Here is a 23801-nt window from a genome sequence, read left to right as displayed (position 1 = left end):
GCCGGTGCAAGCATATTGATGGAGGCTGATCCCGCGATGGACGGAATGACGGTAACGCGTCGGCATGCGGTTATGACTTTCGGCCTCGCACTCCTGGGCGGCGGCCTTGGTGGGTGCGGGAAAAGTGCTGATGGTTCGACGTCGCCGAGTGAGAGAAGCATCCGCTTCACCAATGCGGACGGTACTGTCACCGACATTCCTGCCAAACCGCATCGCATTCTCTCTACGGCTGCGTCGGTGACCGGCACCTTACTTGCCATCGATGCGCCGCTGATCGCCAGCGCCTCTGCCGCCAATGGTCAGTATTTTCCCCAATGGGCGGGCGTCGCGAAAGAGCGCGGCATCGAAAATATTTGGCCAGCCGGCGATGTCGATATCGAGGCTGCCATTGCGGTAGAGCCCGACCTCATCGTGGTCTCGACGGGCGGCGCCGATTCCGCTCTCGCGCAGCGCGCTGAGCTCCAGGCGATCGCGCCCACCATATTGGTCGATTATGGAAGCCAGTCCTGGCAGGATCTGGCGATCCAGCTCGGCAAGGCAGCGAGTCTCGAAAAGCAGGCGGCGGCGCGAATCGCCGCGTTCGACCGCTATGTCGCGGACGCTCGCGGAAAGATCGCCGTGCCGGCGGGTAAGGTGAACATCATCAGCTATAATGGATCGGGCACGACCAATCCGATCGCAACCGCCAATGGCGCGCATGGCCGCCTCCTTTCCGGCCTTGGCTTCACAGTCGAAGACCCGGATCCGGCCTGGCACGCCGCCTCGGAGGCCCGGGGCGACTTCGTCTGGGCCCCCTATGAGATGCTGCCCCGGCTGACCGCAGCGACGACCTTCCTGCTGCGCGCGAATGACGAACGCGTTGCGGCGTTTCTGGGCGATCCGGTTCTTGCTAATCTGCCATCGGTCCGCACGCGACAGGTTCAGAGCCTGGGCGCCAACAGCTTCCGGATCGACTATTATAGCGCGACCCAGATCGTCGACGGTATCGTCAAGACCTTCGGGAAATGATGGATGCGAATGTCAGCGATCAACGCTTGCGGCATCAACACCAGGGGCTCTGGCTGGTGGCCGGAATTGCCGGGGTCCTGTTGCTGGCGGCGGCAAGCATAGCCATCGGCGCGGAAGATCTGTCGCCCGGGCAGGCTTGGGATGCCGTGACCGCGTTCGATCCGGCCGACAACCGGCATCTTCTGGTCCGGCATCTGCGCATCCCCCGTGCTCTGGCAGCGCTTCTGGTGGGCGCGGCGCTGGGCGCGGCCGGCGTGGTGATGCAGGCGCTGACGCGCAATCCGCTCGCGGACCCGGGTCTCCTGGGCGTCAATGCCGGCGCGGCCGCGGGCATCGCGATCGCCATCGCCTTCTTCGGACAGGCCGAGGCTGGTGCCTACGTCTGGTTCGGCCTTGGGGGCGCAGCGCTTTCCGGTCTGGCCGTCTATCTGCTTGGCGGAGTGCGCCAGGGCATGAATCCGGTGCGGGTGGTGCTTGCCGGATCGGCGCTGACGGTCATGTTCTTGGCTCTCACCCACATGGTGACGATCAACAGCGAAGCCGAAGTGTTCGACCAGTTCCGGCACTGGACGGTGGGCTCCCTCGAAGGGCGCGGCTTTGCCGCCCTTGGCGCGGTCGCCCTGCCGATCGGCGCCGGACTGCTGATCGTGGCAGGACTTGCCCGCAGGCTCGACGCCGTCGCGCTCGGCGACGATCTGGCCCGCTCGCTGGGCAGCCATCCAGGCCGGACGTGGGCGCTGGCCGCCTTCGCAGTGATTCTGCTTGCGGGAGCCGCCACCGCCGCAGCTGGACCGATCACCTTCCTTGGCCTGACTGCCCCGCATGCCGCGCGCGCGATCGTAGGGACAGCGCATCGCCGCCTCCTTCCCGGGGCGATGCTGTTGTCGGCCGGCACGATGATCGTGGCGGACATGGCCGGACGGATGGTCGCGCGCCCCGGAGAAGTCGGTGTCGGCATCATGATCGCACTCATCGGCGGCCCTTTCTTCATCGCGCTGGTGCGCGGGCGAAGGCTCGGCCATTCATGACGGGCACGCCAATCACGGCCCATGGCAGGCGCATCGTCTCGCGTACGGGCGGCCTGTCGCTGATCCTGTCGCCCAGAGCGTTGCTGCTCGGAGCGGGTCTGCTGTTCATGCTTCTGATCCTGGCTCTTGTGGCCCTCACCATGGGCCGGATCGATGTGCCCTTCGCGCAGGTGGCCGCGATCCTCGCCGGGACTTCGAACGACGAAGCAGCCAGCAGGATCATCCTCGGCATCCGTCTGCCGCGCGTCATCACCGCTTGCGGAGCCGGCGCTGCACTCGGCGTCTCCGGGGCAATCTTCCAGTCCGTGTCACGCAATGTGCTGGGCTCACCCGATGTCATCGGGTTCCTCACGGGAGCGGCGACCGGCGCCATTGGCTGGATCGTTCTTGTCGGGGCATCGCCGCTTCCCGTTGCGGCTGCCGCCGTCACCGGCGGTCTGCTGACGGCGATCCTTGTCTATCTCCTTGCGCTTCGTGATGGTGCGGTCGCGAGCCAAAGCCTGGTGCTGATCGGGATCGGCGTCGGCTCTGTCCTCTCCGCTCTGAACGGCCTGCTGCTGGCGCGTGGACAGCTCGACAATGCGGTCATGGCCAATCTGTGGCTGGCCGGATCGCTTAGTGCCCGCAACTGGGGGCATGCGTTGCCGGTTGCCCTTGGCGTCCTGCTCCTGACACCGCTGGCGATGCTGTGCGCCCGACCACTCCGCATGATCGAGCTTGGCGACGATATGGCCTGCCAGCTTGGCGTTCGCGTCGGGAGTTGCCGCCTTGGCGCCATGGCCATCGCCGTCGTGCTGGCGGCGCTCGCGACCGGCGCGGCCGGGCCGATCGCTTTCATCGCATTGGCCGCCCCTCAGATTGCGCGGAATCTGGTGCGGGATGGGGATATGCCGGTTCTGACGGCCGCGCTCACCGGCGCTGTGCTGCTGATGCTCGCCGATGTCCTGACACAGGCTCTGTCCTTCGGGGCGACGCTGCCGATCGGTCGCGTGACCGGTCTTATCGGCGGCCTCTATCTTGCCTGGCTCATTACCCGATCGAGGGAATTGTGACGACCAGTATGCATGACGACAGCGCGATCCTGCGCGGTGAGAGCCTGACCCTGCGATATGATGCGCGCGAGATCACGCATGGTCTCGATATCGCCATTCCGGCCGGCCGGATCAGCATTATCGTTGGCCCCAACGCCTGCGGCAAATCGACCCTGCTGCGCGCCCTGTCCCGGCTGCTTGCCCCCTCTTCCGGCCGTGTTTTGCTCCATGGCCGTGACCTGCGGGACTGGAAGGCGCGCGATCTGGCGCGCACCATGGCGCTCCTGCCGCAATCATCGATCGCACCGCAGGGCATAAGCGTCGCCGATCTGGTCTCGCGCGGTCGCTATCCGCATCAGAGCCTGCTGCGCCAATGGTCCCCAGAAGATGAACGGGCGGTCGATGCGGCGATGGCCGACACGTGGATCAGCGATCTTGCCGATCGTCCGGTCCATGCCCTCTCGGGCGGACAGCGCCAACGTGTCTGGCTGGCGATGACGCTCGCGCAGGATACGCCGCTCGTGCTGCTCGACGAGCCGACCACCTATCTCGACATCGCCCATCAGCTCGAGCTGCTCGACCTGTGCCGGCATCTCAACCGGACCAAAGGGCGAACGCTGGTAATGGTGCTGCACGACCTCAATCTGGCGGCGCGCTATGCCGACAATATGATCGCGATGAAGGCAGGTGCTATCGTCGCTACTGGCACGCCAGCAGTTGTGCTTACGCGCGAGAGGATTGCGCAGATATTCGGCATGGACTCGCTGGTCATGCCCGATCCTGTCACTGGCGCGCCGATGGTCGTGCCCGTCAGTAGCCAGACCGGGGCGTACGCATGACGACGACACCGCCGCTATGCGTCGGACTCAGCCTTGCGGTCACCTGGCTGACCGGCAATGGGTGGCGCAGACCCGATAGCCGGGTCGAGGACATATTTTCGAGCGACTTCTACATCGACATCGCCCGGCGTGCGGAAGCGGCGGGGGTCGATTTTCTGTTCCGCCCGGATTCGCTGTTCCTCGATCCCGGCGCACTTAGCAAGTCGCCAGGGTTCAGCAGCCTGGATCCAACGCTGCTTCTCGCCACCCTCGCCCGCGAGACCCAGCGCATCGGGCTTGTGACGACCGCGTCCACCAGTTTCTACCCGCCCTATATCATCGCCCGGCAGCTACAATCGCTCCACTGGCTCAGCAATGGGCGGGCGGGCTGGAATATCGTCACCTCCATGGACGGAAGCGGCAATTTCGGGAGCGAGCCCTTCCCGTCTTCGGCCCAGCGCTATGCCCAGGCGGCCGAATTCATCGATGTCGTGCAGGCGCTGTGGTCGAGCTATCCGGCGGAGGCGCTGGTCTATGATCGGGGCAACGGACTCTATGGGCATGCTGATCGGGTCCGACCGATCAGACATCGTAGCGCGCACTTCACGGTCGAAGGGCCGCTCAACCTGCCAGCATTCCCGGGTAGACGCATTCCGCTATTTCAGGCGGGCGCCTCGCATGAAGGACGAGATTTCGCGGCTCGGGTCGCCGATGGCGTATTTGCCGCAACGCCCGACATGACCGCAGCTATCGAACTGCGCCAGGATATTCGTAAACGTGCCGCGCGCCATGGACGCGATCCCGACGCCGTGCGCGTCCTGCCGGGGCTTAGCCTTTATCTTGCGGACAGCGAGGCGGAAGCCCGGGATATGTTTGCCGAAACGCATCGGGGTCTGGGCGAGGCCCGAAGATATCGCGTGATCGCGGATAATCTTGGTCTGGATGTGAGCTCGATGCCGGAGGGCGAGAAGATCACGCTGGAGATGTTGCCGGATGAGGACCGGAACGTGCGCAGCCGGACGCACGCAGCTCTTTTGCGCCGCCTGATCGCACGCGATGCGCCAACGGTTGGTGATCTTCTTTCTCGGCCCGAGGTTGCAGGATCGGCGCACTGGCTCTTCGTAGGGCGGCCTGCCGATGCGGTGCGCGAGATAGAGCGGTGGGCACATGTGGGAGCGATTGACGGTTTCATCGCATTGCCCGGCGGGTCTGATCGCTCAGTGGCACTGCTGTTGGGCGAACTATTGCCTAACCTGCAATTGAGTGGGCTCTTCCGATCCAACCTATCAGGATTGTCAACCGAACAGAGGGTTTGACCCCTTCGTCGAACTGAGAAACTGACCCCCGCTCACGGCGCGGTGATTTCGGTGTTCTCGAGCGTAGGTCCGGTCTTCCGTAGAGGACCGGACCTACGCTCTTCGCGAACCGGTTCGATGTGCGTGATGCACTGCTTGGAACAGAGGCAACTTGGGGACGCCCTGAGCACTTCCAGTTAGATGGAGACACATTCTCGCAAGTCTCAGGCCCCACCCTGCGCCGCAGTGCCAAAAGCGTGATAATAGTCGACGACGACGTGGAGATGAGCTTCGACGATCCTGCATCCAACTCACGCCCCGACGATTTCCGTTTCCACTAGTTGGATGCAAAACACGCCCGGATCGACTACGAAGGCATGGAACCCTTCGAACTCATTCGATCAGATAAGAAGGCTCCGCAGCTTGGGCCATGGGCCCCCGATCGCAATTACACCCGTTTGATCGTGCGCCCGACCAATGCCGAAATGACGGCAATATTCAACGCTGACCAGGCAGATCGCCGTGCGGCAAATATCGATTGGTCCAAAGCCTGACGACTTCCTGCAAGCCCATCTTTTGGCAATGATTGCCGTGGCGAGGGGCAAACCCGGTGCTCTTTAGATCGCGTCTGCTACGTTCGCTACCTCCGCAACATCGGTAGCCCGCAAATCTTAGCTAGGGTCCAAACCCAATCAGCCTCTTGAAAATGCGTGCATGGGTTGATTCAAGGTTGCCATCCACGATGGATGGAGGCTCCTGTCGATGTCGCGCTCGTTGTTTTGGTTGTCGGATGAAGCCTGGCTTGCGATCGAGCCTCACCTGCCGAAGAACCAGCCCGGTGCCCGCCGGGTGGACGATCGGCGTGTGATCTCAGGTATCCTGCATGTTCTGAAGTCCGGTTGCCGGTGGTGCGACTGCCCAGCGGACTACGGGCCTTCCACGACGATCTATAACCGCTTCAACCGCTGGTCGCGGCGAGGCTTCTGGACAAAATTGCTCGATGCCCTGTCCGAAGCAGGCGCGGTCACGAAGAGCACCGCGATCGACAGCACATACATCAAGGCCCAGCGCTCGGCGTTTGGCGGAAAAGGGGGCGCCAGACGCAGGCGATCGGCCGTTCTCGCGGCGGCTGGACAACCAAGGTCCATGCCCTGACCGACGTGCTTGGCCGACCCTACGCACTGATGCTGACCGCCGGCAATGTCAGCGACGTGAAGGCCGCCCCGGCCCTGCTCGAACGCGCGGGCCACATGCGCTACCTGCTCGGCGACAAAGGCTACGATGCCAACAGCTTGCGCAAGACCCTGCGCGAGAACGGCACCAGCCCTGTCATCCCAGGCAGGCGCAATCGCAAGCGCGCCATCCGCTACGATCAGCAGCGCTACCGGGGGCGACATCTCATCGAGAACGCCTTCTGCCGGATCAAGGACTTCCGCCGCGTAGCAACCCGTTACGACAAGCTGGCCGCCAACTTCCTGTCAGGCGTAGCGCTCGTCACTGCATTGGCGTTCTGGCTTTGATTGAGTCTCGGGCCTAGACACTCAGACCTAACCAAACCGGCAGCAGGCCACTTAATGGTCTATAGTTTGACGGCGGAACTGCGGGCTAATGGCCGAGCAGTCATTGGCTATGATGCCGTCCCCGGTGATGGAGACAAGCTAATCGAAGTCGCGGACGCCACCCCAGATGGCGGCTTGTTCTTTGGACACGGACGCGCGCACGTAAGTGGCCGAAGGGTTCAGACCGATCACTTGCCAAAGCAGATGAAGGCACGGACGAACGGGATCATTCCTGACTACGGCCAGTTCTACGGCTTGAAAATTGTGACCGCTGCGTTTCGTGATATTGTCGAACGGCTCGAACCCGGCGTGCATCAATTCCTACCCATGCAGATTGTCGGGGCGCGTAGGTCCGTCATAGCCAATATGTTTTTCATGGTGGTCTGCAATCGGCTCGACAGCGTGGACCGGCAAGAGACAACACTCTTGCCCGCTCATGGCATCCATTGGATGCCGGGGCGTGAAGTCCCGCGCGAGCAATGGCCTCCTGATTTCGATCCGAATGTCAAAGGGCGGGTGGTGTTCAACTCTAGTCAGATCGGAGCTCACCATCTTTGGTATGACAAGCATCATGGCAACGGCCCTTTCATGTCGGATAAATTGGCCGAAACGCTGCGTAGCGCCGGAATGACGGGCATGAACTTGGTCCATCTGGACGAAGTGTAAGGCGGGAGCGACCCGCAGCGAGGGGCTGGCCCGGCCCGCTTTGCATCAGGGCGGGAAAGACACGGCGGGTAGCGGCTATCGCCTGTTTGTCGGCCACCAACCGAGATGAAGTATCGTGTTAGCTACAGGTGGAGACCGAGAAATGACGCGCCGGGGACCGGATTGAAAGAGATCGGCTCGGCGGCGACAAAACCGAGAGCTTCATACAGCTTGCGCGCGGGAACGAACTTCGCCTGCACATCTAACCTCATCTCGCTATAGCCCGCAGTGCGCGCTTCTTCGATCAGGCGTTCGGCGAGGGCGCGACCAAGATGGCGTCCTTGAGCATGGGGACGAACATATAGTCGCTTCATTTCACAAATTTCAGGAGTGACTTGGCGCATCGCAACGCAACCTTCAATTTCGCCCTCCTGGTCCGCGAGTAGAACGCATCCTTTGGGCGAAGCATACTTGCCCGGCAGATTGGCGAACTCTGCATCGTTGTTCTGATAATCGAGGTTCACCGGGGAATTGGCAACAAACTCACGCCAGATGCCCAGCACCGCCGCTGCATCGTCGGGAAAGAACGCGTGCCGGATGATCGCCATAGCTTGAATATCATACCGGCGATCATGGCTGCTATAAGGCATGTTGTTGAGCGCATTGTGGTGATGCAGGACAGCCATCAACAAACACAGGGCTCGCGGCGCGGCGTCAGAAGCCTGTCTGTCGTCCGTGAGGTCAAGCGAGTTAAAACTACTGCCAGTCGATTATCGTCAGTCTCGGCCAGCACTTCCGCCAGCGCGCTACCTTCGCCTCGTAGATAGCTTGGGTAATCTGCACCTTATTGGGTCGCACCGTGCAGTTCAGCAGATCATCCAAGCCAAAGGGGGCGAAGATCGAGATAGTCGCCGCAGCATCAGGCCGGATCGCGACCGCTCCCGCCGTCGTCGGGAAAGTCGAAATGGCATGTTCGCTCGATTGGTAGGGCGCGATCGGATAGCCGAACTTCGCCTGATACCAGAGATGGACGCGCGCCTGGTTCTTAGCGTCGATCCATAGCGGCACATCGGGGAGCAAGGCGCGGATGCGCGCCGCATGGTGCGCCTCGCCCTCTTCCGACAGATCGGCGGCGTCGAAATAGACCAGATCGATATCCGCCAGGCCATATTCCGGCGACAGGCCGAATGCGGTGTTCCATGCCGTTTGTGCGATGGCGCTGCCCGACAGCCAGCAATCAGGCAAGGCGACAGCATCTCAGCGACCCAAGATGGTGCTGAGGATCGGGCTTGCCGCCACGATCGCGCGCAGACTGCTATCCGCCGGGATCGTCATTGCTGTGCTTGCTCCATAAGCCAATCGCGCAGGGCGGAAATGAGGCGTTCGTTGCGTGGCGGCGTGCGATGCACGAAATAATAGCCTTCCGATAATTGGATTGGATCAGCTAGGCTTTGGAGCCTGCCCGCCGTGAGGTGGCCCTGAACATAAGCTAGGTCCATCATCGCTATGCCCGCGCCGGACAGCGCGGCATCGAGGGCCTGCGCGCGCGTTTCCACGATCAATCCCTCGCCGGAAGGCTTGCCGGGCCGTCCGGATCGGCTCCACCATGTCGGCCAGTCTCTATAGCGCGACCGTGCCCGGATAATCGTTGCACTCTCGATATCGGTGATCGTCGGTATGGCTATGGGCACCAGCGTTTCACGAAAGAGCAACGTCGTGCTGAATCCTTCCCATTCACCAAGGCCGTGGCGGATAGCGCAGTCGAACGCCTCATTATCAAGGTCCACGGTCCGCCGGGTCGTGGAAATGGCGAGCATTATATCCGGATGGCGAGCCTGAAAGCCGCTAATGCGGGGGAGCAGCCAATGGGAGGCGAATGTCGCGACGGTGCTCAACCGGATTTGCATTCGCCGCTGATGCAGCGGTTCGACAGCAGCCTCGATCCGTTCGATGGCATCGCCCATCGCCGCCAGCAACGCCTCGGCATCGTCGGTCAGGCCGGAGCTTCTCCCTGCCTTGCGGAGCAGCCTGACGCCAAGCTGGCCTTCCAGATCAGCAATGCGATGCGAAATAGCCGAGCGCGTCACCCCGAGTTCGGTGGCGGCAGCGGTCAGACTGCCGGCACGCGCGAGCTTCGACAGCGCATGCAGTCCCTTCATGGATGGCAGCGATCCAGTGCCCATTTATGATCCGTCGCCAATGGTGAGGTTAATTCACGGGTTTCAGCACCGGATTAGGTTATGGTCGTCGAAACACCAGCGGAATCTATGATGGACGTGAACCACTTCGGGCAGCTTGCCCGCTACAATGCATGGGCGAATGCCCGCCTCTATGGTGTCGTCGCGACGCTACCCGACGAAGCGTATCGGCGGCCGATCGGGCTGTTCTTCCGGAGTCTGCATGGCACGCTGAACCATCTTCTGGGCGTGGACCGGCTATGGTTGAAGCGCCTTACCGGCGAGGGAGATCACCCCAATCGGCTCGACGCGATCGCTTATGACAATTTGCGCGACTTGGCGCAGGCGCGCGTAGCAGAGGATGAACGGATCATCGCCGTGATGGATGGCTACAACGCCTTAGCGCTCAGCAGGCGGCATCCCTATCGCACCACATCCGGGCAACCGCAGGAACAGGTGCTTGGCGACATCCTCCTGCATTTCTTCAACCATCAGACCCATCATCGGGGTCAAGCCCATGCCGGTCTGTCGATCCTTACAGACGCCGAGCCGCCATCCCTAGACCTTCTCGTGTTCCAGCGTGGCGCGCCTACACCCGATCTTGCCGCTCTTCTAACAATGCCTAAAAGGTAAGGTGCGACCGCACACAATTAGCGAGAAGCTCCGGCCCAGCCTGTTGGCAAGCACACGGCGGGCGGCATGGCGGCAAAAGCCTGTTTGTCGCCACCCCCGGCACCTTCCTGAAATCGGTGGTGAAGCGGGAACGAGAAACGCTTCTCAAAACCGCCCATGCCCGTTTTGGGAAAAGGCAGAGCACGACCTACACTCTGTTGCTATAGCATTGGCTGCATCACTAGGCGGCACTAGCATGTCCCGGTTAGCGTGCATTCCATGAAAGCGGCAACGGAACTGGGAGTGAGATCGGGATGGACAGCAAGGAGTATCGGGGTCGTTGCGTTCGTCGCGTTGCTCGGATGGGAGGCCCCTGGCATGGCTAATCAACCCGGTCACGTCACCGGCATCGGTGGCATCTTCGTCAGGAGCCAGGACCCCAAAGCACTGACACAGTGGTACAAGGAGGTGCTCGGGCTCGATGTTGCCTCATGGGGTGGGGCAGCAATGCCCTTCGACGCACCCGGCCATCCGCCGAAGGTGTCATGGATGGCTTTTCCGGACGCCGCGGATCACATCACGCCCTCCACGCGGGAGTTCATGATCAACTTCGCCGTAGACCATATGGACGCGATGATCGCACGCTTGACAGCGAAGGGCGTGCCCATCTTGAGGCGCGACGATGGCGACACCTTCGGCAGGTTCGCCTGGATACAGGACCCCGACGGCACCAAGATTGAGCTGTGGCAACCGAAGTAGGATGCGACCGTGGCGATCAGCAGGCCAGCTTGCGCCAAGGCGAGAGAAGCTCGTAGCGCGTCACCTCGGTCACGCCGCTCTTGGCAGTCCGCAATAGACCCCGATCGATCAGGTGAAGCACGGCGTCCTGCGCGCCGCGCTTGGAAAGCCCGGTGCGTTCGGCGAGTTGGGCGTGGCTGATCCGCGCGAAGCCTCCGTCAGATGAGGCGAACAGCGAGAGGTAGACCAGGAAAGCCGATGTACGGCGATCATGACCCACCAGATCGCGCATAAGGGTGTCGAGGACGTAAGTGTCCAATACGTACTGCTTGTCGCTCATTGCTATAGCAATTACCGTTATGACGGTGAGCCGCAACCGCTTGGCGGCCAGAAAGGTTGGCCGTGATCCGAAAGCTGAATTACGTCGGCATCCCCACCCGCGATCAGGAACGTGCGCTGACCTTCTGGACGGAGATCATGGGGTTTGTGATCGCGACCGATCGCCCGGTTGGGGAGAGGCGCTGGATAGAATTGACCATCCCTGGCGCGCAGACCGGCATCCTTTTGTTCACGCCCGAAGGCCATGAAGAAAGGGTAGGCACCTTTTTCAACGGGTCATTCGGCTGCGACAATGTGCCATACGAGTATGAGCGATTATCGGCGAAAGGTGTGACCTTCTTAGGGCCGCCGCTAGCTAAGCCTTTTCCGCACGTCTATTTCAATGATCCGGACGGCAATACCTTCTTCCTTTCTAGCAGGTAGCAGAGGGCTGTCTCGTTCCCGATTGCGACCCAGTATCGGAAGGGCAGGAGCGTCTCGAAATGCACCACAACGATGTTTCAAAAAAATGCGGTGGCTGGCAGTCGGTCGAATAGCACCATGTATGTCGCTCTGACGCTGCGCCAGCGCAGCATCGGGTTATTTGCGCTGTTATGAGCGCCCAAGTTGGTAACGGCATAGATGGGTGGCAGAATTGCTGCGAAAGTAGCGCCCCTCGCAATTTTTGTGCAGGCCGGAATGGCGATGCCAACGCAGTTAGCAATGGTCCAACCTCTCCTGGGGCTACTCCTGTTCCTCTGGATCGTCGCAGGCACGCTGATGCTGTCGCTCATTGCCCGATCATCGAGAAAGCCGGAGCGTCGCGCCATTCTGTCGGCGCTGGCCGCAGCAAGCCTCGGAAAGAAGACGGCGGGCGGCATGGCGGCAAAAGCCTGCTTGTCGGTAGCGGGGGCGGGGCGAATTAGACCTGCTGCCAATCGACTATCGTCAGTCTTGGCCAGCATTTCCGCCATCGCGCGACCTTCGCCTCATAGATAGCTTGGGTGATCTGCACCTTGTTGGGCCGCACCGTGCAGTTCAACAGATCGTCTAGGCCAAAGGGAGCGAAGATCGAGATACTCGTAGCGTCAGGCCGGATCGCGACCGCTCCCGCCGTCGTTGGAAATGTGGAAATCGCTTGTTCGCTCGATTGATAAGGCGCGATCGGATAGCCGAACTTCGCCTCATACCATAGATGAACCCGCGCCTCGTTTTTGGCGTCGATCCATATCGGAAGATCAGAAAACAGGCCCCGGATGCGAGCCGCTTGTCGAGCCTCCCTCTCTTCCGACAGATCGGCATCATCGAAATAGACCAAGTCGATGTCAGCAAGACCATGTTCGGGTGGCAGGCCAAATGCGGCGTTCCAAGCCGTTTGCGCGATGGCACTGCCTGATAGCCAGCAGTCGGGCAAATTGATGGAGGACCAGCGTTCCAAGATGGTGCTGACCAACGGGCTTGCCGCCATGATCGCCCGCAGGCTGCTATTCTGTGAGGCCACGTCCATCAGGCCAGCTAAAGGTATCCGGCTTGAAAGAGTAGGCCGAAAAACACACGGTGGGCGGCATCGCGAAAATGGCCTGTTTTCCGTACGGTGATGGATGACCGGCGATGGCCGATTGCCGATTGCCGACTGTCGGCTTGAGGCGGAAAATGAGGTAAATCAGACATTGATTCTTTACACAGGCAGCAATGATCTACCTCACAATCCTCATGACCGCGATCGCGACCGCGACAGCCGCGCAGTTAGCCATCTGGTTGAAAGAGCGCTGGACGACGGGTCATGAGGCGCGTTTCTCCAATCTCTATGCCGCGCTGTTCTTCGAGCAATATGCGACCGACTGCTCCCATCGGCTCGGCGAGAAGGACAGCTTCAACGCCTCGGGAGGCCATGCCGGCAACGATCATGGCACATTGCCCGAGCTTCCGCCGTTCCCGCCGGAGATCGAATGGAAGAAGGTTGGCGTCCGGCTGACCGAAGAGTCCTTCGCCTTCCGGGTTGCGGTGGAAGCCGCAAACGCGAAGATCGCCTATCTCTATGACTTCGATCCGCCCGATGGGGGCGATCATGAGGTGCTGACCCAGATGGCATCCCTTGGGCTCAAGGCATTGGCGGTGGCGGAACGCCTGCGCTGCGCCGCACGTCTGAGCCCAGCACCGACGCCGGACCCGGAATATACGACCGCCCGCCACCTGACCGAGCGCCAGGCGCATTCCGAAGAGCTACGCGTCAAGACACTCGAAAGCCAGCAAGCATCACACGCTGCCCTGGTCGCCGGGGCGGCGGCACTACCGGTATGACCGCCAAGCTCAACCTCGCGCTTGAGCTTGCGGGCGAGATCGAGGCCTATCCCCTCGAAGAATGCGGACCGAGCGACGATCCCGACATGATTACCGCCTATGTCGCGGGGTGGAACCGGATCGCGACCCGGTTCCTGGGTGTGGCGCGCCGCCTCGGCGATATCGAGCTTATGGACATGCTCGATGGTCGGGGGGGGCGAAGCCGAACATATCGTCGAAGCCTATGGCCACCGCGACCGTCTGATGATCGCGATCGACTATCTGCGCGAAGCAGCCGCGAGCCCTGATTATGAGGCGGCGTTGGGTCTCAATGCCGCCTTCGTCGCCCCGCAACTGCTCGACGCGCTTCGCGCAGCGGAGCGCCAGACATTCGACTATGCTAAGCTCATCCGCTTCTGCGAGGAGCTGAACGATGCTTATCGGCGGGGCCACTATCTGACGAGCGCCTTGCTGATCCGGGCGGTCATGAACCATGTGCCGCCGATCTTTGACCAGACAAGCTTCGCCGGGGTGGTGGGACAGGCGAGTCGGAGCATCAAGCCGATGCTCGAGCGGCTCGAGAAGGAAGCACGGCCGATCGCGGACCTACACACGCATTATCTAATCCGCGCGCGGGAGCCGCTGCCGACCCGGAACCAGATCGAGCCCTATAAGGGCTGTTTCGAGCTGCTGATGAACGAGATCATCGCCAAGGCCGGATAGACCAGGAACCGATGCTCGCCCCGCGTTGTCTCTGCTGGGGCGGGGCGCGATGCCGACGCTACAAGCGTCGGCGGCGGGCATCAGCGGCCCTTGAACCCCGGCAGCAAATCGATTGCGGACCTACGGGTAAGCGTCTCGTGCAGCGTTTCAAGTCGAGCGCGCAGGTCGGGAGACGGCGGACGGTCCTCTTCGATCACGGCCAATATTTGCAGCTGCGCCTCGACGATTTGAGCGAGCGCCTCCTTCATCCTGTCGTCCATCACGAGCTCCTTTACGATACTCCGCGCTTATAGAACAAATATCGAACGTAAACCAGCGCATTCACTGCTCCCCCCCTATCCGCGCGATCCAAAATAGAAGCGCTTTCCCGGAATGTTGGATCAGCTGTTCTCAGTTAGTCGGCTTTCCCAGTACCGTTCGCCCACATCAAATGTCGACCCGATCGGATCGCAATTCATGCAGGCTGTGGCCGATTGCAGTCGGGCAGCTATCGGGGAGCGGCCGCAGTGAGCTGCCTGTCGTTCAGCTTGCTCGATCCAACCCCGCACGCTGCCACGAGATGCCCGCACCTGGCCGATTGCCGCTTGGCATGGACTGAGCGAGCATAAATCAGGCGGCCACTTTGATATCTCTTCGTTATGGCACGCCCAAGATCGCTCGCTGGATGCGCTTTTCCGCTTCCGTCAGCCGCTGCGCCACCTCTCTGCATCTCCACCAGATAATTGACGAGCAAATTACAAAGATGGCAACCGGCAGAATGAGGTAGAAGCCGAAGATGAACCATGTGCCGTCTTGAAGGGCCTGCGCTTCCTGCCAAACCGTGCAGTATGCGAAGTAGCCCACGCTTACGGCGAACAAGCTGAACACGATCCAGAGTAGCACACGATTGAATTTGTGAAAGCCGATCTCTAGCCCGCTGACCTGCCCCGCCAAAGTGCGGACGTTCCTGGCCTCGGTCTTCATCAGGTTTGCCGTCACCGCACCCTTTAGTGTCGTTACCCGCCGGGAGAGGCCAGCCACGCCGGTCGCTGATACGGCTTGAATAACCGCTAGCGCGAGATACAGTCCGATTCCTACCGTCTGGACGTTAGCCAGCTGCGCGAAGGTCAGCCCGGTTGTCGTCGCTTGCCAAGGCCATAAGTCGATACACACGTGAAAATCCCTGTTGGTGCCCTCTCTAACGTCCTTAGGGCGCGCGGCCTAGACTTGGCTACCCTCGCGTCTCGCAGTGGGGTGTCTCGTACTAAGCTCCAGCGGGTGATGGACGATGGCGGCGAGTTAGACGACGAGGAAATTACATCCGTTGCGGATGAATTAGCCGTGCCGATGCACGCGCTTTTCACTCAACGCGAACTGCCGCTGTTCCCCTCCGTTGACTTCCGCACCGCCAGCCCGAAAATCGCGGGGTTTGAGAAGGGCACGCTCCAAGCCATTAGCTATGTTGAGAAGCTGTCCAACACCCTGTCTGCGCTCGACCTTGATGTTGGGCTTGACGATACTGTCGAGCAGATAAAGCCCAAAGTCTACTCGGATGAAGAAGCGATTAAACTCGCCGCGAAATGGCGGGATCGTTGGGGCATTACAGATGACCAGCAGCTAGATTGGCAGGACGCCAACAAGCTGTACATCAGCCTACGCTCGTTTATCGAGAGCCTTGGCGTTTTGGTTCTGCATCGTCCCTTCAAGACCGACGAAGCGGCCGGCCTGTACGTCCATATTGATGACGGCCCTCACACAATCGTCATTAACACGACAAATAGCAGCAAGGCTCGCAAGCTGTTCACGCTTGCTCACGAGTTTGGGCACGTCCTCCTCCGCAAGGAGGGCGTATCCAACCCCTCTATCATCCGAAATCGGGTTGAGCGTTTCTGTAACCGCTTTGCAGCCTGCTTACTCGCACCCAAGCGCCTCATCAAAGCAGCACTTGCCCGCTTTCGCTACACGCCCATCCCTGACGACGATTTCATTCGCTTGTTTGCGAAGAAGTTGGGGATCAGTCAGGAGGCAACGTACGTCCGCCTCGTTCAAACTGGCTTCTTGGCTCGCGACGACTACAGAGCGTGGAAAGCCAAGTTCGGCAACCGCTACTTCGTGCCTTCTGGCGACCAGGGGGAGAAGAGTAGCGGGGGAACACCCGATCCTTTGCGTGACAAGCGCACGCAATATGGCACGCGGCTTTTAAATTTGCTCAAGCGAGCACGGATTACTGAACAGCTAGACGAAATCGATATTTACCGCCTGAGTGGCCTTAAACCTGTCTATCAAGATCAGCTTTTTGGGGCTGCCTAGCGAATGGCGGCCGCCTCCTCTAGCGTGGTTACGCCTAAGTGGGTCATCGACCTACACGGCATGAAGGAAGCGCTCACGACAACGTCAAACTCGGCGAAGAACCGGGTAATCAGCGCGATCCAAAGCGGTGAAATGCTCATCATGCGATCGGTTTCGGATGAGCTGAAAGACCTTTATCCTCATTTGTGGGCTGCGTTCACCGCGATCCAGCCAAGGAAGTACGTCCCAACCACTGTCGCCAACAATCAGTCAGCCACGCTCTTACAGGAGCAGCACGGTTCTGGCATACTCGGCGGGCTTCCGCTTTTCGAACACTTCGAGGCGGTGGCAGTAGCACGCGGCAAGAAGTGCAAGCTAGTTTCAGCTGGCAAGGCGCTAAAAAACTGCATGCAGATTGCGAAGGGTTGCGGGCTTCCAAACGGCGACGTTACGGACATCACCGGCGTCTAGCCGTCCCTACTGGCTCTGCTGCCATTCAAGGGACAAGCGCAGAGCGGACGGTCAGCAGTCAGGAAGCGTCGCTCGGCTCGGCAACGGCGACAAGGGGCGCACTGCTGCCTGTCGACAATCACATGGCGGGCGGCACGGCGGTAACACCGTAAGCGGGGTCTGGCGGCCGCCTTGCACGCCGGGCATCCGCTGGGATGATTGCCGCTCTTTGAGCGGAGTGGACGGTGTTGGACGAGATTGAGGTTTCAGCTAGCGGTGCAGCGACTACTCATACGAGCGGTCGTATGAGTAGTCGGATAGAGGTCGTTAGCCGGGTGTCGGGCCGGCGGCGCTGGACGGTGGAGCAGAAGCTGGTCGTGCTGCGGGATGCATTTGGCCCAGAAGGTTGCGTGCGCACGGCCTGTGAACGCCATGAGGTTGGCAGCGGCTCGATCTACACTTGGCGGCGACAGGCGATCTCCGGTGAACTGGCCGGGGTGCGCAAACTGATCGAGCCCGTTTTTGCGGAGGTGCAGATCAGCGAGCAGCCAGCCTTACCTGCCCCAACGGTCGAGGCGCGCAGCGGTAGCGTGATTGGCATCGAGCTGCCGTCGGGCATCAGGGTAAGCGTGGATGCCACGGTCGATGCCGATGCTCTTTCGCGGGTGATCGGCATCCTGACGCGATGATCCCGCTGCCGCCATCGACGCGCATACTCCTGGCCTGCGGCGCGACAGACATGCGCAAGGGTTTTGACGGCCTTGCCGTGATGACGCAGCAGGTTCTGGAGCAAAGCCCGCATTCCGGAGCGCTGTTCGCCTTCCGGGGCAAGCGGGGCGATCTGGTCAAGCTGCTCTGGTATGATGGCCAGGGCATGTGCCTGTTTTCCAAGCGGATGGACCGGGGCCGGTTCGTGTGGCCATCGACCAAGACAGGGTCGGTGGTGATGACCGCAGCCCAGCTTTCCATGCTGTTGGAAGGCATCGACTGGCGACGGCCGGAGCGCACTTTCACCCCATCACTGGCGGGCTAAAAACGCCCGTTTTCTGGCGCTTTTGCTGGTATTGTGGCGGCGTTTCCGCTATTGGTGCGCGGTGTCGGACGCAGGCCTTTCCACAGCTGACAAAGACGCTCGGATCGCCGAGCTCGAAGCTGCTTTGGCGGTCGCACACGCCGATATTTCTGCTCGCGACATCCTGATCGACACGCTGCGCGTACAGATCGCGCGCCTCAAGCGGATGCAGTTCGGCAAGTCGTCCGAGAAGCTCGACGCCCAGATCGCGCAGCTTGAACTGGCGCTCGAAGAACTCGAAGGCGAGGCCATCGTCGCTGCCGCGCGTCGAGCCGATCCGGCACAGGCCGATCGGCCGTCGCCCGTTCGGGGGCTGCCCGCCCATCTGCCGCGCGAGGAACAGCGGATCGAGCCTGAGCAGGGCAACTGCGTCTGTCCCGACTGCGGCGGCGCGTTGCGGCCTCTGGGACAGGATAGCGACGAGATGCTTGATGCCGTGCCGGTGCAATGGCGTGTCGTTCGGACCATCCGGCCCAAGTATAGCTGCCGGTCCTGCGAGAAGATCGTGCAGGCGCCCGCGCCGGTAAAGGCGATAGCGCGGGGCAAGGCGACCTTCGGCACGCTGGCCCATGTCGTCGTCTCCAAGTTCGATCATCATCTGCCGCTTTACCGTCAAGCCGAGATCATGGCGGCGCAGGGCATCGAGATTGACCGCTCGACGCTGGCAGGCTGGGTCGGCCAGGCATCCGTGCTGCTCGACCCGATCGTCAGTCGCATCCGCGAGGTCGGCCTGACCGCCTCGAAGATCCATACCGATGATACGCCGGTTCCCATGCTTGACCCGGGCCGAGGCAAGACGGCAACCGGCAGGCTCTGGGCTTACGCCGTCGACGATCGCGTTTCCGGCGCCACGACCCCTTCGCTCGTCTGGTATGAGTTCACCACCGACCGCACCGGCGCCCATCCCCAGCGGCAGCTGGCCAGCTTCACCGGCTATCTCCAGGCTGATGGTTACGCCGGTTATGACAAGCTTTACGACACGAACCGCGTCACTGAGGTTGCTTGCTGGGCGCATTTCCGGCGGAAGATATTCGATATCCACGCCACCAAGCCGACGCCGCTCACCACTGAGCTGCTGGAACGCATCGGCAAGCTCTATGAGATCGAGGCAGAGGTTCGAGGACATCGGCCGGATATCCGACGACGAAGCCGGCAGGACCGCACCCAGCCATTGATCGACGAGTTGCGCCAAGCACTCGACGATGCCCTGCGCCGTCTCTCGCCCAAATCCGAGATGGCAAAGGCGATCGCCTATGGGCGCAAACGCTGGGTCGCGCTGACACGCTTCCTCGACGATGGGCGTCTGGAGATCGACAATAACATTGCAGAGCGCGCAATGCGTTGTGTGGCCCTGGGCCGTAAAAACTGGTTGTTCGCTGGCTCAAAGGCGGGCGGCGATCGCGCCGCTGCAATCTATTCCGTTATCGAGAGCGCCAAACTTAATGGTCTCGAACCACAGGCCTATATCGCCGACGTCATCGCCAAGATCGCGGGCGAATGGCCTACTGCCCGCTGGGATGAACTCATGCCGTGGAACTGGCGACCAGATCAGGAACCGATCGCCGAAGCCGCCTGATCTGCGGCCTCTAGCCCACGCTTACGTAACACCTGATTTTCGCGCATCCGTGAATGGCAAGGATTGGTGGTCAGCGAACGTAGCTGTTGATATGTGAGGCTGGAGGAAGCATCATCGGACAATGATGCAACTGCTGTTACTTGCTGCCGCTGCCAGTTCGCAGGCAATCCCAACAAGCCTACCGCTGTGCGTACCGGTCGCCTCCGATCAACTTAAGCCGACAACGTCCGATATTGAAGACCGCAAGAAGCTGCGGCAGGCATTGAACGAGCCAATGCCTGAAGGAGCGCCGATGGTAATGCTTCATGGCAAAGGCGGGCACCTTTCTACTGAGGAGTACAGCATCATTGTTGTTCGTTCGCCCGATGGACAGTGGCGCGGAACAGCAGTCGGTCGCAGTCAAATCTGGGTGGAAGGCGCGCCGTTTACCCCAATGAAACGAGCGGAATGGCTTCTCGACAAAGCGAGCGGGGAACGTCTCACTGACGCGATTTCTCGAACTTGCCCCTTCAATCGTGCTGCGGGAAATGATCCGAAGTCAGGTCCGCCGCCCCGTGGCAACATTTCAGAGAAAATAGACGTGGTGTCACCAGAGCGCCAAAAACATTCATTCTACGTAGGCGAAGGAGGTGAAGCTATCGCCGCTCTGATCCGTCCCAAAAGCTAGACATACCGCTGGCTTAAACAGCCCAAGGACCGCTTTGGAGCGGAAGCTGCCGAAGCCCCAACCCTAACGGAAATCACACGATGAGCGGCATGGCGGCTATGGCCTGTTTGCCGGTCATCTGGAGGATATTGCCGAAGAATGCGCTTCTCCGTCAGTTAGGCGGTTGTTACGCTGATCCTCAAAATGAGCAGGAGGCATTTGGTGACGACCGACCATTCCCTGGGCTGGGAAGCAGTTGCCGAAAGATTCATTGCGATCCGATCCGAGATCGGGACAGCGTTGGTGCGGTCATGGGCACAAGAATGTCTGGTGCCATCGTCGTCTATCGTGGATGTGGGATGTGGTTCCGGCGTTCCGATCGCGAAGGCGCTCAACGATGATCGGTTTGTCGTGTTTGGCATCGATGCGTCTCGCTCGCTAGTCAGAGCGTTCCGCGACAACCTTCCTACCGTCCCTGTCGCATGCGAACCGGCGCAAGATAGCTCCTTCTTCGGGCGCACCTTCGAAGGCGCTGTATCGATCGGCCTGATCTTCCTGCTTGATACAAACGATCAGCAGAAGGTGCTTGGCAAGATAGCTGACGCCCTCGATCCTGGCGGCCGATTACTTTTCAGCGCGCCACAGCAGGCTTGTGAATGGAACGACACTCTGACCGGGCGAGCCTCGCTTTCGCTCGGGGCTAATGCCTATACAACCCGCATGAAAAGGGTCGGCCTCGACCTGGTTCGTTGCCTTACCGATGACGGCGGCAACAACTACTATGACGCAGTGAGACGCTAGGTCGCGTTGACAAAATGCTTCAACCATAGCCTTGCTGCGGCGAGGTTGAGGAAGCTGAGGTAGGAAAGCGCGGTTTTCTCGAAGCGTGTCGCGATGCGGCGTTGGTGTTTGAGGAAGCCGAACATGCGCTCGACGCGATTGCGATCGCGATAGCGGCGATAGTCGGGGTGCTCTGGTGCCTTGCGATTCGAACGCGGCGGGATGACCGGCAGGATGTTGTGCAGGAGCAGGTTCTCGCGGAAACGATCGCCGTCGTAGCCCTTGTCGGCGAGCAAGGCCGCAGGCTTTGGCACCGGCATGACCATGAGCCTATCGACACCGCCGTAATCGGAAGCCTCGCCGCCCGTCAGGTAGAAGCCGAGAGGGAGGCCTTGATTGTCGCAGCGGGCGTGGACCTTGCACGTAAAGCCGCCGCGTGATCGACCAAAAGCCTGCGCAAAAGCCCCCCTTTTCCGCCCACGGCCGAGACATGACCGCGAACCGTGGTGCTGTCGATCATGTGCTGCCAGTCGTCGGTCAGGCCGAGATCGACCAGAGTTTGCAGCATGGCATCCCAGACGCCTTGCTCGGCCCAGCGCCGAAACCGGACGTAGACCGAGTTCCATTTCCCATAGCGCTCATGCATGTCGCGCCAGGGGCAGCCAACCCGCAGGACGTGCAGCATTCCATTGAGATAGCGCCGGTTATCTCCGGCCGGGCGAGCATGCCTGCCACGCTCGGGTGGGAGCAGCGGCCCGATCAATTCCCATTCTGCGTCGCTCAGGTCGCCGCGATCCATGCCTGCCCTTCCAAAAGGAAGGCTTGAATCAGAACTTCACCGGGTTGGGAATCTCTTTTGTCAACGCGACCTAATAAGGGCTTCCCCACTGCCAATTTTTCGATCTACGCTCAGAGCGGTAACGGCAAACACGCTGTGACGGCGGGTTTCGCCTGATTTTCGTCACACCGCCTCTTTTCGCAAAGGAAAGAGTTTCAGGAACGACAAAAGCATCCTCGAAACGCATCCATAACGGGGCTTCGAGAAGATTTGGAAGCTGGCAGTCTATCGAATAGCAGCGCATATGGTGCTCTGACGCTGCGCCAGACCAGCATCCGGTCATTCGCGCCAGCGAATGAGGAAGTTATGGCAGGCCAAGTTGGTAACGATGTCGATCGGCGGCAGATTGCTGCGAAAGTGGCACCCTTTGTCATTGTCGCGCTGGCCGGAATGGCGGTGCGAACGCCGCTAGCGATGGCTCATCCTCTCCCGGCGCTACTTTTGTTCCTCTGGATCGTCGCAGACACGCTGATGCTGTCGCTCATCACCCGATCATCGCGAAACCCGGAGCGCTGCGCCATTCTAGCAGCGCTGGCCGGGGCAAACATCACCGTCTGGCTGGGTTCGCCTCCGGTGATACGGGATACGCTACTCGAAATGCCGATCTTGGTGTTGGGGATGGGGACCGTCGTTCTGGGTCATGTCGCCTGGGCAGCGGCCCGAGCTAGGCGGCTCATGAACCAAGAGGGTATTGATCGTAAGGAGCGGTGGGCGGCTGCCGCATCGGAGTTCTTTTCCCCCGTACTCGTTCGATTAGCCGTGGCGGAAATGACGGTCCTCCACATGGCGTTGTTCCGCTGGGGCGGTCCGGCCGACGTGCCGGCAAACGCCCGAGCATTTGCCTACTATAAGCATCTGACCCCAATGTGCGCGACGCTGCTGATCCTGTCGGCGATTGAGATCGCGGTTTATCATCTGCTGCTTGGGCACTGGAGCCGCACCGCCACGATCGTCATGTTCATTCTGAGCGACATGGGGTTCGTGTATCTGGTTGGCCTCATCAAGTCGTTCCGGTTCAGACCGGTATTGCTGACGCCCGAAGGGGTCCGCGTACGAGCCGGTTTCCTGATCGATCAATTCGTACCACTCGACGCGATCGTCGCAATCGACGGGGCATTCACCGGCGATGACGTCCGCGACCCGGCCACCCTCAACGCGGCGCTGCTCGCTTGGCCGAACGTGATGCTGCGGTTGGGCGGCCCACTGCATCGTCGCTCGCTCCTGAAAAAGCGCGGCCCCTTTGTGCGCGTTGCGTTCCGCTTGGACGATCCTGAGCAATTCACGCGGCTCCTGGGGTGGAGGCTGGGCTTTCGCACCAGCTAGGCAGCGCGCCTTCCCGATTGCTTATTCCCAAAATTCCCCATCAGAAGTGGAGAAACTAGAAAATCTGAGGTGATGGCAATCACATGGCGGGCGGCACGGCGGCAACACCTGTTTGTCGCGTAATTGCGGCGGCTCGATCATTGTTCCGTGCTGCGTAAAGTTTTCGCAATCAGCCAAAGATGCAAAATTTGAACTGCGAGAAAGATGCCCCCAATGAATATCAGGGCGGGGATCATCATCCCTTCTTGGCCGGGCCTCGGCGTTAGGGTGAAAGAGCCAATCGCGAATAGCGATAGCACTAAGATCGCCAAGGCGGGAATGAGGCTGAGAGCAAAAACGCGGGGAGCGGACCAAATCACGGTGCTGGAAAGAGGTCGTGATCGCGAAAGCATCCACTGCATCGGAAGCTTCTGCTCCTGCTGGAAGCGCGAGTTGGCGCGAACGGACAGTACGATCATTATCACCCCTATGGCAGCGGCAAAGATGATAACGATCATGCGCCAATCCTTTCATCTCGATAGATAGCATGATGCCGGGTGTTCACAAGCTAATGACATGTCGGCAATCACATGATAGGTGCTAGGCCGCAGCGGAATTCCACAGCAATACCGTCGTG

Annotated in this window: 30 protein-coding genes and 1 pseudogene; 21 read left to right on the top strand and 10 right to left on the bottom strand. The window is 60.6% G+C overall.

Annotation, left to right across the window (positions count from 1 at the left end):
* Positions 1–18 precede the first annotated feature (18 nt).
* The 8 genes from fepB to JQK15_RS20285 all read left to right on the top strand — a co-directional run bounded on the left by fepB (position 19) and on the right by JQK15_RS20285 (position 7405).
* A complete protein-coding gene (fepB, locus tag JQK15_RS20320) occupies positions 19–1008 on the top strand; it encodes a Fe2+-enterobactin ABC transporter substrate-binding protein (RefSeq protein WP_353047235.1) in 990 nt (329 codons plus the stop codon).
* On the top strand, positions 1005–2036 hold the full coding sequence (locus tag JQK15_RS20315) for a FecCD family ABC transporter permease (protein WP_214867296.1): 1032 nt from the start codon (positions 1005–1007) through the stop codon (positions 2034–2036). The genes fepB and JQK15_RS20315 overlap by 4 nt, the downstream gene beginning before the upstream one ends.
* Positions 2033–3088, top strand: coding sequence for a FecCD family ABC transporter permease (locus JQK15_RS20310; protein WP_214867294.1), 1056 nt, complete (start codon positions 2033–2035; stop codon positions 3086–3088). Before JQK15_RS20315 ends, JQK15_RS20310 begins: the two co-directional genes overlap by 4 nt.
* Complete coding sequence (locus JQK15_RS20305; RefSeq protein ID WP_353047234.1) at positions 3085–3906, top strand: ABC transporter ATP-binding protein; 822 nt, start codon at positions 3085–3087, stop codon at positions 3904–3906. Before JQK15_RS20310 ends, JQK15_RS20305 begins: the two co-directional genes overlap by 4 nt.
* Positions 3903–5201: an NtaA/DmoA family FMN-dependent monooxygenase gene (locus tag JQK15_RS20300; protein WP_214867292.1), complete on the top strand. Its 1299-nt coding sequence runs from the start codon at positions 3903–3905 to the stop codon at positions 5199–5201. Before JQK15_RS20305 ends, JQK15_RS20300 begins: the two co-directional genes overlap by 4 nt.
* Before the next feature lie 356 nt (positions 5202–5557).
* On the top strand, positions 5558–5734 hold the full coding sequence (locus tag JQK15_RS20295; protein ID WP_214867290.1) for a hypothetical protein: 177 nt from the start codon (positions 5558–5560) through the stop codon (positions 5732–5734).
* A gap of 208 nt (positions 5735–5942) precedes the next feature.
* Positions 5943–6700, top strand: a protein-coding gene (locus tag JQK15_RS20290; protein ID WP_214867288.1) for an IS5 family transposase whose coding sequence is annotated in 2 segments (ribosomal slippage) — positions 5943–6282 and positions 6282–6700 — 759 coding nt in all. Because the reading frame shifts where the segments join, the coding sequence is not laid out codon by codon here.
* Positions 6701–6754: 54 nt separating this feature from the next.
* Positions 6755–7405 (top strand): imm11 family protein, encoded by a 651-nt coding sequence (locus JQK15_RS20285; protein WP_214867286.1) that lies wholly within the window; start codon positions 6755–6757, stop codon positions 7403–7405.
* A 122-nt stretch (positions 7406–7527) separates the two neighbouring features.
* Here the strand turns inward: JQK15_RS20285 and JQK15_RS20280 are convergent, their stop codons facing one another.
* The 3 genes from JQK15_RS20280 to JQK15_RS20270 all read right to left on the bottom strand — a co-directional run bounded on the left by JQK15_RS20280 (position 7528) and on the right by JQK15_RS20270 (position 9543).
* Positions 7528–8070, bottom strand: a complete 543-nt coding sequence (locus JQK15_RS20280) for a GNAT family N-acetyltransferase (protein ID WP_251007897.1) — start codon at positions 8068–8070, stop codon at positions 7528–7530.
* 70 nt (positions 8071–8140) lie between these two features.
* Positions 8141–8629, bottom strand: a complete 489-nt coding sequence (locus JQK15_RS20275; RefSeq protein ID WP_251007896.1) for a nucleotidyltransferase family protein — start codon at positions 8627–8629, stop codon at positions 8141–8143.
* A gap of 86 nt (positions 8630–8715) precedes the next feature.
* On the bottom strand, positions 8716–9543 hold the full coding sequence (locus JQK15_RS20270; RefSeq protein ID WP_214867284.1) for a LysR substrate-binding domain-containing protein: 828 nt from the start codon (positions 9541–9543) through the stop codon (positions 8716–8718).
* An 81-nt stretch (positions 9544–9624) separates the two neighbouring features.
* On the opposite strand from JQK15_RS20270, the gene JQK15_RS20265 reads away from it, so the two are divergent.
* A complete protein-coding gene (locus JQK15_RS20265) occupies positions 9625–10194 on the top strand; it encodes a DinB family protein (protein ID WP_251007895.1) in 570 nt (189 codons plus the stop codon).
* A gap of 357 nt (positions 10195–10551) precedes the next feature.
* Entirely contained in the window at positions 10552–10932 is a 381-nt protein-coding gene (locus JQK15_RS20260) for a VOC family protein (RefSeq protein ID WP_214867282.1), read from the top strand.
* 16 nt (positions 10933–10948) lie between these two features.
* On the opposite strand, the gene JQK15_RS20255 is transcribed toward JQK15_RS20260, so the two are convergent.
* Positions 10949–11251, bottom strand: coding sequence for a helix-turn-helix domain-containing protein (locus JQK15_RS20255; protein WP_214867281.1), 303 nt, complete (start codon positions 11249–11251; stop codon positions 10949–10951).
* 62 nt (positions 11252–11313) lie between these two features.
* Between JQK15_RS20255 and JQK15_RS20250 the strand changes: the two genes are divergently transcribed.
* Complete coding sequence (locus JQK15_RS20250) at positions 11314–11673, top strand: VOC family protein (RefSeq protein ID WP_214867279.1); 360 nt, start codon at positions 11314–11316, stop codon at positions 11671–11673.
* 77 nt (positions 11674–11750) lie between these two features.
* Here the strand turns inward: JQK15_RS20250 and JQK15_RS20245 are convergent, their stop codons facing one another.
* Complete coding sequence (locus JQK15_RS20245) at positions 11751–12203, bottom strand: hypothetical protein (RefSeq protein ID WP_214867277.1); 453 nt, start codon at positions 12201–12203, stop codon at positions 11751–11753.
* Positions 12152–12736, bottom strand: coding sequence for a nucleotidyltransferase family protein (locus tag JQK15_RS20240; protein ID WP_214867275.1), 585 nt, complete (start codon positions 12734–12736; stop codon positions 12152–12154). The genes JQK15_RS20245 and JQK15_RS20240 overlap by 52 nt, the downstream gene beginning before the upstream one ends.
* A gap of 206 nt (positions 12737–12942) precedes the next feature.
* Between JQK15_RS20240 and JQK15_RS20235 the strand changes: the two genes are divergently transcribed.
* Both JQK15_RS20235 and JQK15_RS20230 read left to right on the top strand, forming a co-directional pair.
* Positions 12943–13530 (top strand): hypothetical protein, encoded by a 588-nt coding sequence (locus tag JQK15_RS20235; RefSeq protein WP_214867273.1) that lies wholly within the window; start codon positions 12943–12945, stop codon positions 13528–13530.
* A 183-nt stretch (positions 13531–13713) separates the two neighbouring features.
* Positions 13714–14232: a hypothetical protein gene (locus JQK15_RS20230; RefSeq protein ID WP_214867271.1), complete on the top strand. Its 519-nt coding sequence runs from the start codon at positions 13714–13716 to the stop codon at positions 14230–14232.
* A gap of 80 nt (positions 14233–14312) precedes the next feature.
* On the opposite strand, the gene JQK15_RS20225 is transcribed toward JQK15_RS20230, so the two are convergent.
* Both JQK15_RS20225 and JQK15_RS20220 read right to left on the bottom strand, forming a co-directional pair.
* Positions 14313–14492 (bottom strand): hypothetical protein, encoded by a 180-nt coding sequence (locus tag JQK15_RS20225; RefSeq protein WP_214867269.1) that lies wholly within the window; start codon positions 14490–14492, stop codon positions 14313–14315.
* A gap of 376 nt (positions 14493–14868) precedes the next feature.
* A complete protein-coding gene (locus JQK15_RS20220) occupies positions 14869–15384 on the bottom strand; it encodes a G protein-coupled receptor family protein (RefSeq protein WP_214867267.1) in 516 nt (171 codons plus the stop codon).
* 108 nt (positions 15385–15492) lie between these two features.
* Here JQK15_RS20220 and JQK15_RS20215 point away from each other — a divergent pair, with 108 nt between their 5' ends.
* The 7 genes from JQK15_RS20215 to JQK15_RS20185 all read left to right on the top strand — a co-directional run bounded on the left by JQK15_RS20215 (position 15493) and on the right by JQK15_RS20185 (position 21045).
* A complete protein-coding gene (locus JQK15_RS20215) occupies positions 15493–16521 on the top strand; it encodes an ImmA/IrrE family metallo-endopeptidase (RefSeq protein ID WP_251007919.1) in 1029 nt (342 codons plus the stop codon).
* Between the two features lie 60 nt (positions 16522–16581).
* The gene (locus JQK15_RS20210) at positions 16582–16971 is read left to right on the top strand and encodes a hypothetical protein (RefSeq protein WP_214867264.1); all 390 of its coding nucleotides are present in this window, start codon (positions 16582–16584) and stop codon (positions 16969–16971) included.
* Positions 16972–17255: 284 nt separating this feature from the next.
* On the top strand, positions 17256–17639 hold the full coding sequence (locus JQK15_RS20205) for a transposase (protein ID WP_214867262.1): 384 nt from the start codon (positions 17256–17258) through the stop codon (positions 17637–17639).
* Positions 17636–17983 (top strand): IS66 family insertion sequence element accessory protein TnpB, encoded by a 348-nt coding sequence (gene tnpB, locus JQK15_RS20200; RefSeq protein ID WP_214867260.1) that lies wholly within the window; start codon positions 17636–17638, stop codon positions 17981–17983. The genes JQK15_RS20205 and tnpB overlap by 4 nt, the downstream gene beginning before the upstream one ends.
* 61 nt (positions 17984–18044) lie before the next feature.
* Positions 18045–19598 (top strand): IS66 family transposase, encoded by a 1554-nt coding sequence (gene tnpC, locus JQK15_RS20195; RefSeq protein ID WP_502956849.1) that lies wholly within the window; start codon positions 18045–18047, stop codon positions 19596–19598.
* 121 nt (positions 19599–19719) lie between these two features.
* Positions 19720–20265: a hypothetical protein gene (locus tag JQK15_RS20190; protein WP_214867258.1), complete on the top strand. Its 546-nt coding sequence runs from the start codon at positions 19720–19722 to the stop codon at positions 20263–20265.
* 201 nt (positions 20266–20466) lie between these two features.
* Positions 20467–21045 carry a class I SAM-dependent methyltransferase gene (locus JQK15_RS20185; RefSeq protein ID WP_214867256.1) on the top strand — a complete coding sequence of 193 codons (579 nt, stop codon included), beginning with the start codon at positions 20467–20469 and terminating at the stop codon, positions 21043–21045.
* Here the strand turns inward: JQK15_RS20185 and JQK15_RS20180 are convergent.
* Positions 21042–21823: pseudogene (locus tag JQK15_RS20180) on the bottom strand (IS5 family transposase). The gene JQK15_RS20185 and the pseudogene JQK15_RS20180 sit on opposite strands and share 4 nt — an antisense overlap.
* 345 nt (positions 21824–22168) lie before the next feature.
* On the opposite strand from JQK15_RS20180, the gene JQK15_RS20175 reads away from it, so the two are divergent.
* Entirely contained in the window at positions 22169–23185 is a 1017-nt protein-coding gene (locus JQK15_RS20175) for a hypothetical protein (protein WP_214867254.1), read from the top strand.
* A gap of 137 nt (positions 23186–23322) precedes the next feature.
* Here the strand turns inward: JQK15_RS20175 and JQK15_RS20170 are convergent, their stop codons facing one another.
* A complete protein-coding gene (locus tag JQK15_RS20170) occupies positions 23323–23682 on the bottom strand; it encodes a hypothetical protein (protein ID WP_214867252.1) in 360 nt (119 codons plus the stop codon).
* Positions 23683–23801: the final 119 nt, after the last annotated feature.

Origin of the sequence: Sphingobium sp. BHU LFT2 (assembly GCF_018604485.1) — a bacterium.
GTDB lineage: Bacteria > Pseudomonadota > Alphaproteobacteria > Sphingomonadales > Sphingomonadaceae > Sphingobium > Sphingobium yanoikuyae_A.
This window is presented reverse-complemented; position numbering and strand designations above follow the sequence as displayed.